7 protein-coding genes are annotated in these 8080 nt (G+C 68.2%); 3 read left to right on the forward strand and 4 right to left on the reverse strand.

The genetic code is table 11. The features are described 5' to 3' along the window. Positions 1–1038 precede the first annotated feature (1038 nt). Together ABT078_RS42025 and ABT078_RS42030 are read right to left on the reverse strand one after the other, a co-directional pair. Positions 1039–1533, reverse strand: a complete 495-nt coding sequence (locus tag ABT078_RS42025) for a DUF6301 family protein (RefSeq protein WP_351237682.1) — start codon at positions 1531–1533, stop codon at positions 1039–1041. A 468-nt stretch (positions 1534–2001) separates the two neighbouring features. Further along, positions 2002–3225: a PP2C family protein-serine/threonine phosphatase gene (locus ABT078_RS42030; protein ID WP_351237694.1), complete on the reverse strand. Its 1224-nt coding sequence runs from the start codon at positions 3223–3225 to the stop codon at positions 2002–2004. A gap of 240 nt (positions 3226–3465) precedes the next feature. Here ABT078_RS42030 and ABT078_RS42035 point away from each other — a divergent pair, with 240 nt between their 5' ends. Further along, the gene (locus tag ABT078_RS42035) at positions 3466–3801 is read left to right on the forward strand and encodes a hypothetical protein (RefSeq protein WP_351237684.1); all 336 of its coding nucleotides are present in this window, start codon (positions 3466–3468) and stop codon (positions 3799–3801) included. A 392-nt stretch (positions 3802–4193) separates the two neighbouring features. On the opposite strand, the gene ABT078_RS42040 is transcribed toward ABT078_RS42035, so the two are convergent. Then, complete coding sequence (locus tag ABT078_RS42040; protein ID WP_351237686.1) at positions 4194–4793, reverse strand: hypothetical protein; 600 nt, start codon at positions 4791–4793, stop codon at positions 4194–4196. Between the two features lie 287 nt (positions 4794–5080). Here ABT078_RS42040 and ABT078_RS42045 point away from each other — a divergent pair, with 287 nt between their 5' ends. Continuing rightward, positions 5081–5413, forward strand: coding sequence for a hypothetical protein (locus tag ABT078_RS42045; protein WP_351237688.1), 333 nt, complete (start codon positions 5081–5083; stop codon positions 5411–5413). Between the two features lie 225 nt (positions 5414–5638). Here the strand turns inward: ABT078_RS42045 and ABT078_RS42050 are convergent, their stop codons facing one another. After that, on the reverse strand, positions 5639–6400 hold the full coding sequence (locus tag ABT078_RS42050; RefSeq protein ID WP_351237690.1) for an Rv1352/Rv1906c domain-containing protein: 762 nt from the start codon (positions 6398–6400) through the stop codon (positions 5639–5641). Between the two features lie 557 nt (positions 6401–6957). On the opposite strand from ABT078_RS42050, the gene ABT078_RS42055 reads away from it, so the two are divergent. Next, a complete protein-coding gene (locus ABT078_RS42055) occupies positions 6958–7896 on the forward strand; it encodes a hypothetical protein (RefSeq protein WP_351237692.1) in 939 nt (312 codons plus the stop codon). The last annotated feature ends 184 nt before the right edge of the window (positions 7897–8080 follow it).

Here is an 8080-nt window from a genome sequence, read left to right on the forward strand (position 1 = left end):
GAGACGACACTCGGGCCCTCGGACTGCCCGGCCTCGGCCTTCGACAACGAAATGGGCCGCCGACTTCGTCGGCGGCCCATCAAGAAAGATCGAGGGTAGTGAATTCCGGGGCCTGGCCTTTTCGGTGAACCGAGTATGGGGGAGCCATGTAATACACGATCGTCGGCGGCTGGTTCGATTGCTGGGATCTCGTCTCGACTTTCGCTGTCGTCGCCGATGGGGATTCCCTCGAGGAGGTCAGGCGGAATGCGGCCGGGGCCGTCCTGGAATATTTCCCGCACCGTGCCGAGGGTGACGGGGTGAGAGGTCCGAGACTCTCTGGGGCGGAGAGGGCGGCGCTTACGTCGTCGCGGCGTTCGCGGGCGACCTGAGCGCCCAGGCCATCGAGGACGCGACGTTCGAGCTGATCGCATGAGCGCAGCCACCGGGACGTTCACCGTCATCGGCCTGACCCTGGACGTCGACAGCGGCGAGCTGCTCATCGCCGCCGTCCTGCCCGGCCCGGTCGCCGACCAGACGCCCCCGATCCCGACACGGCCGCTGCTCTCGCGTACGAGCCCTGCCGCTCGATGCGGCCGCCCAGGCTCGCGCCCTGCGACTCGTCCAGGGCTGACCGACCTCGGGGTGCGGCTGCCCGGCTGCGCCGCTGTCCTGGCGGTGGGGGGGTGGTGCTCCTGCCCGACCGAGAGCGTGGAGGAGGAAGCGCATGACCAGCTGAGTCCGCTGGGCGCTATGTACAGGGGGTTCTTGCGGAAGCGGGGATCGCCTCGCGCGAGGACGGGCACATCAGCGCTGGATGCTTCTGGGTCGCCGTCGACATCCCGGGCGACGGTCAGGTGGGTCTGTACGCGTCGAAGAGCAGCGTTTCTACAGCAGTTCGGGAGGCACATCGGCAGTCGACACCGAGCCGTTGTTCACGACGATGGACAGCATCGCTCACTGGCGGGGAGGCGCTCTGCCCCCACGTGGGTCATTCTGTGGCGGGTTGACGGCCTGGGAAGGTGGGGCGGTCGCCTGCGAGGGTGAGCATGACGTTGTTCATAGGGCGCTCACGTCCAGGTCGTGCCGCTCTTCGAAGTACTTGCGCTCGGCCCAGTGGGCGGTGACCCCCGCGGTGGTGCGGGTGATCCGCACGACGCAGTCGGGCAGGCGCCATACCTGCGAGGGCGTCTTGCCCGGGTGCAACTCCTCGGCGGGGCCGAACACCGCCTCGGCTGCGGCAAGCACCTCGACGAAGCTGTCGTTGATCGGGGCGGCGTCCTCGTCGACGGCCGGCCAGTGACTGATGCCCGAGAACCGGATGTCGAGGTTGCGGACCTGCCCGTGGGAGATGTTGATCGTCTGCAGCGGTTTTCCGAGGTCCCACGTCGCCCGGGCGATGATCGGGCCGTCGGGGACCGATTCGACGGTGGTCCAGCCGAGGTGCGCCATGAGCGCGGGGACCTCGTCGGCTGACCAGGCCCATTGCCAGCCGCGGACGACGGTCAGCGTCGCGTGCACGGCGGCGGGGTCGGCGGTCTTGAAGTCGGTCACGGCTGCTCCTCGGGCTCGTAGCCGACCAACTTATAGGCGCTGGCTACGGAGCCAGGTGATCGATGGCGCGGCATCGACGCCGCCATGCGGGCCGCGGTGGCCCACTGCCTCCCGTGCTCGTCGACATCGACATCCCGGTGCGGCAGGTGCCTCCCGCAGTCGCGAACAAGTGCTGTCGTGAGCCGTCGATAAAGCCAGTCAGGTCTGGTTCAGCGAGAACCTGGTGAACTACCCACCGTCCGCGTACTTCGGGTGGCTCGTCTGTTCCTACTCGGACCCTGACGACGGCGCGTGTTCTCGGTGCTGCATGAGAGCGGCAGTACGGACCTGATTGCCGATACTGCCGACGCGGTCGCCGCCGTGCGTTTGGCGCTCGCAGCCAGCACCCCTGCGTGGGTTGCCGTCCGTTCCGGTTTTCCGGCGGGGCGGTCGGGGACGTGGTGGTGGGTGCTGTGGTAGCCGCCTCTGTCACAGGCGGAGGACGACCAGGGCGGTGTCGTCGGTGGGACCGGCAGGGGGCATCAGGTCGGTCAGGAGGGCGTCGGCGAGCGTTTCGGGGTCGGTGTCCTGGTGGCGGGTGAGGGAGGCGGCGAGCCGGGTCAGGCCGGCATCGATATCCTCGCGGCGGCGTTCGATCAGCCCGTCGGTGTACAGCACAAGGGTGGCCCCCTCGGTGAACGGGGACTCGGCCTGGGGGCGGGGGCTGTGTTCGGGGCGGGCGCCGAGCGGGGGGTCGGTGGCCTGGTCGAGGAAGTCCACGGTGCCGTCGGGGTGCAGCAGGGCTGGTGGAGGGTGGCCGGCGCTGCTGTAGGCGATGGCGGGGTTGGTGTCGTCGATGACGCACAGGACCGCGGTGGTCGACTCCGCGCCGTCGACGGAGCGGGCGTACAGGTCGAGGGCTTCCAGGGCCTGGGCGGAGCCGTCGGCGACGAGGGAAGCGGCGCTGAGGGCGCTGCGCAGTTGGCCCATGACGCATGCGGCGGCCAGGCCCTGGCCGACGACGTCGCCGACGGCCACCGCGATACGGCCGTCAGGCAGGTCGACGAGGTCGTACCAGTCCCCGCACACGTTCAGGGACCCGGCCGCCGGGCGGTAGCGCACTGCTGCGCGGTGATGCCTCAAAGGCCCGGGGGCGGGCAGCATCGCCTCTTGCAGGCTCAGGGCTACATCGCGTTCGCGGGCGTGGGCCTCGCGCAGCCGTTCGTTGATCTCCTGCAGTTCTCGGGCACGGGTGTACAGCTCGGCTTCCAGTGCCGTTGCCCGGTCTTTGCGGCCTCGGGTACGGATGAGCTCGGTGATGTCCTCCTCCCGGTGCAACAGCAGCGCCACCCGCCCGTCCGGGCCGAAGACGGGGACGTTGACCGGACTCCAGTACCGCTCCTCCCACACCCCGGGCCGGTCCGGGTACTCCACGTCGTAGCGGTGAAGCGTCATGGCGTCGCGCTCCCCGGTGGCGGCCACCCACCGCAACGATGCCTGCAGCTTGCGCATGCCGGTTACCGCGGGGTCCTTGGGATCGTCGGGGAAGGCATCAGACAGGTAGCGGCCCACCACCCGGTCACGGGTACGCCCCATGCTGCTCAGGAACGCCTCATTGACGTCGGCGTACACCAGGTCCGTGGTGAACAGAGCCACCGCGCTGGGCAGCGCCTGGAAGACCGCCTCGTAGTTGATTTCGGATGCGTTCACGATGCCACCTGCCAGCGACGCTATGTCTGTGTCGATCATGGGCCCTGTCACGATAAGCACCAGTGGCACCCAAGCCCGTCATTCCCTGCAGCTCTTCCCCTGCTCGGAGAGGCCGTTCTCGTGAACCTGGCCCTCTGCCAGGTGCTCTGACCGGATAAGTTCGCCGGAAGCTCTCGGTGTTCGGCATGGACGTGCCTCGTCAACCCTCCGTAGGTTGGTGATCACCTACGAAAGGGGGGCGGGGTGAACGGCAATCCGCTGTACCACTTGATTGCGCTGGCAGTGTCGACGGCGCTCGTGCTGCCGGTGCCGGTGGCGATGCTGGCTGGGTGGACACCGCCATGGTTGCGGAAGCGACAGGCCGGGATGCGGCTTCGCGCCTACGGCGTTCTGTGCATCTACGCCCTCATTCTCGTCAACAGCATCCCCCGGATCGCCGACGCCTCCCTCGAGACGGTCATGGCCTGCATGAACGTCGGCTTAGGCTTCATCGCCGCCGCTGCGGTCTTGTTCCTGCTCGCGGAACGCAAGGATTCAGGCGCTCAGACAGCTGGCCCAGTCGAACCTCGGGAAGGCTGAGAGACACGCCTGCCGCGCGACGGGTTGGTCAGGACAACACTGCCCAGCGGACCGGCAGCTGGAAAGCCCGGAAGGCATGCTTGGCCGTGTCAACGCATCGATGAGGTGGCTCCAGTGGGGCGTCGCCCCGCTGGGGGCGCTCCTGGCCGGTGCCACTGCCACCGTCATAGGCCTGCGCGACACCATTCTCATCGGAGTCATCGGCCTCACCGCTTCGGTGCTCTATCTCTACCCTTTCTCCTTCCGACCCGTGTGGGTGCCTGGCAGGAGCCAGCCGGCCAGAGCTTCGCCGAGGCCGCCGGCGCCCGCGATAACCGGGCCTTGCGCACCTGCCTGCGTGGTTCGTATCCCGCGTAGGGAAGCGGGCGGGCAGGCCAGGGAGGGAAATGTGCTCAGCCGGCGGGCGCGGCGTTCACCCGGGCAATGATCTCCTGGACCTGTGTTCTGACCATGCTGTGAAGAAGCTCGGGTGGCTCAGTCAGCAGCCCAAGGTCGAACGAGATGGACCATGACCATCGCTCTTCCTCGTCCGGCCCGGGCATGAGTTGGAACAGGGTGGCCCCGCCTGCAGCCAGTAGTTCGATGCGGTGGGCGGCGACCACCCGGTTTGGTGCCCAGGTCTTCAGCGCTGCGGCGAACTTGTCCGTCGTCCGGCGCAGCATGGCACTCTGCGGCGCCAGGACGTAGTTGTCCGCGTCGCTGTACGTCTCAATGGTGATCGTCCTGGGGCTGGTCTGCTCGAACCGCTTGAGGTCGTCGAACGCGATCCGCGTGGCCTCACGGGGGCGACGGGAGTTGAAGAGCAGGTAGAGCGCGCGGTCGGATATGACCGCGCTGATGAGCTCGCCCTGCCGTGTCACGAGCAGTTCCGCATGATTGTCGTTCACCAGCGCCGTGCACTGATGCTGCAGGTGCTCTCCCTGCTCCAGGAAGCCGGCGAGCGACCGCTCCATGCCGGCGAATCTTCGTCTTCTCGTGCTGCGATTCGGCATGGGCTGAACGATAGGGCCCCTGCGGCGCAGACCACGGGGTGGGCCCAGCCGGAAACGCGCTCCGGGCAGGGGGATGTGGCGGGGGATTGTTCCAGAACCCTTGAAACGAATACTCTGAGAATGCATAATTGAACTATGCGGACCGGCGGTGGCAGTCGGTCGGCAGCCGAAGCGCACACTGCGATCCGAGGAGATCCATGCCGAACGGGAATGCTCGCCGTCACATCTTGGCCGTCTCCGCCCCGGCACCGGCCCCCGGGCCGGTAATGCCTTACACCGAGGCGGAGATGGAAGACGCTATGGGTTACCTGCTGGCCCGTATGGTGCCGCTCACGCAGCGCACCGGCTGGAGGATCGAAGAGATCATCGAATCCGACGTCTTCGGCCTGCTCGCCCTCGCCTACGTCGCGGCCCTGCGGACGAACCCGCCACTGCCCGAGTACGGCCCGGCCAGGGAACTCGACGCGCTTGCGTTCTCCTGCTACGTCCGCATGCTCGCCGGCGCCCCCAAGGGCTTCGACGACGTCACCGACCTGATCGTCCTCGACAGCATCCAGTGGTGTGCCCCGCCGCTCGATGCGGCTGCCCAGGCCCGCGCCCTGCGACTCGTCCAGGGCTGACCAACCCCGCGCCGCGGCCGAACCGCTGCGCCCCACCTTCTGGCGCGGGGGAGCGCTGGTCACGCCGATCGCAAACGTCACGCGCGTGCTGGAATCGGTCCCGGACGGCGATCTGACCCAGCGGGTCGAGCGGTTCCACAACTTCGGCGTCGGCGAGGGTCAGAAAGGGGGCCGGGGAGCGTTGCGCTCCCCGGCCCTCTGCGCGCGCTGCCGACCGTCAGGCCTTCACGTTCCGACTGGCCGCCATTGGCCGCAGTTTTCGCTGTTGAACGAGTAATCGCTCGAGCGGATGGTCACCTGCACTCGTTTCGCAGCGTTGGTGAAGTTGTTGTCGATGGTTTCGCCGTTCGCGTCCGTGCGCTCCCAGTAGCAGCCTTCGACATCGGTGGTGTAGTAGATGCCGGGTTTGATCTCCTCGCCCACCCGGAACACGCCTTCGCCGAAGATCTTGCCGTCGGCCTCTAGAACGTTCCGCTTCGCCGCCCCGCCCAGGGCCTTGTCGATCTGCTTTCGCTGAGGGTGGTCGGGGCATAGCACCAGCGCGCCCTTGATCTCTGCGATCTGCTCGGGGCTCCCGGCGGTGTCGAGGTAGCTCAGGCTCTCGGGTCCGGCCTGGGCGCAGATGCCGTACAGCGTTCCGAGACTGCTGATGCCGCCCTCGTCGGCGTACGCGGTCTCAACGGCCTTTCTCTGGAGCTCTGTCATCTCTCCATCGGTGGCTTCGCCCTCGCACGAGTTGTACTTCGCCGGCCATGCCTCCTCGGGAAAGGCGTAGGAATGCGACGAGTAGGTGTCGTCCAAGCACGTGATCTCCACCGTGACGACGGCCGGAGCCTCCGGCACGACTGGCTCAGCCGACTCTTGCGGCGCGCTCGACGTCGTCTCCTCGACGGCTGCCGCGTCGGGCTCGCTGCCGGCCAGCGTTGGCCCGCTGGAGCAGCCGGCCAACGCCAGAGCCGCCAGCATCGCGAGCGTGATCTTCTTCATGTGACCCCCCACATATGCGGCGCAGCGGAACCGGAACTCCTGGCTTTCGCTGGACGTGTGAGGTGCACCGTACTCCGCATCCGGCCTGAATCGTGGCCACTGCTGACAAACGGAACATGCGTGCGCGCAGCCTCCCGCCCCTTCCGCGCACTCGCATGCGGGCAGACGCTCGTCGGCCCGCATATGCCGCGGGGGACGATCCGCGGGGTCCTGCGCGATGCGCGGCAGACGGCTCCGCTGCCCGTAGGAGCCGGGTGTCCTGTCTGGCGCGCGGACGGGCTGGTTCACCCCTCGTGTATGTGTGGGCAGGTGTCGCGTTGCTGGAGCGCATGAGGTGGCGTGGGTGGGCGAGCCGGCGGGCGGCTGTCGACATCATGTTCGCGGCCGGGTTCATCCCGTCTGAGCCGTTCCCCGGATCCTCCACCACACCGTGGACCGCCAGGTGCAAAATCTGCGGCCTTGTCGGCCGGTTCCGTCTCTCCTACATCAAGCAGGGATACGGGTGCCGCATGTGCGCCCTCCGACCCCAACCATCACGCTCCGCAGGAGCCGCGGTCATGCCTGCCAGACTGACCCCCGAGGTGGCCGAGCAGCGGGCCCGAGCCAAGGGCTGGGTACCTGCCGTCCCCTACCCCGGTGCAGAGGTTCCCTGGCCCGGCCACTGCGCAACCTGCGGGGCGGCCGGCGCCCCGAAGTACGGCAATTTCTGCTCCCCGAAGTCCACTCAGGGCCCGTGCCGGCCGTGCAGCGGCTCGCAGAAGAGGACCGAGACAGAGGCCCGGACCATCATGCGGCAGCGCGGCCTGACACCGCTGGTCCCCTACCCGGGCACCAACGCACCGTGGGAGTCGGAGTGCGGCAACTGCGGCGGGATCACGTCCCCCACCCTCAGCAGCATCCGTAAGGCCATCCGGCAGGGCCAGCCGAAGTGCTGCGACGTCTGCCGCAGGAACGGTCCGGTCACGGCGGCCGCCGCGGAGGACCTTCTGCGCCGGGCCGGGGCCGAACCCTTGGCCGCCTTCCCCGGCATCAAGAAACCGTGGCGGGCGCGCTGCCTGAACTGCCACAGGGACATCACACCCAGCCTGGACAGCATCAAGCATGCCGGGACTGGTGCCTGCCGCTACTGCGGCGGGTACGGCATCAGCGCCGATGACAACGCCCTTGTCTATCTCACCACCCACCAGAATCTCGGCGCCGCGAAGATCGGGATCGCCAAGGTGGGCAGCAGGCGGCTTCTCCAGCACCGCGCACACGGCTGGACCGTGGTCACGACGGTCAAGCTCCCCGGCCGGCATGCCCGTGCCGTCGAACACGCGGTCCTGACGGCGTGGAAGGACCTTGCGCTGCCCTACGGCGTACGGCCCGCGGACATGCCCCAGTCAGGATTCACCGAGACCGTCAGCCTCGAGGACTACACCCTTGACCAAGTCCAGCGCGATCTCGCCCAGGCGCTGGCATCGGTGCCGAAGGTGCCGACTGCCCGCCGCCCCTGATTGGCGGCGGGCTCAGCCGACGCCGTCGACAAGCACGATATCGACCGCCTCGCGGACTTCGCCGCCGACTACGACCCGGCAGGTACACGCGGCGCAGGCGATCCCCTTGCCGCCCACCTGCTCGCCTCCCACCACGCCGCCGTCGGCCACAGCCCCTGCGTCGGATCTTGGGGGTGTCGTCGTC

Source organism: Streptomyces sp. NPDC002133 (assembly GCF_040296405.1).
Lineage (GTDB): Bacteria > Actinomycetota > Actinomycetes > Streptomycetales > Streptomycetaceae > Streptomyces.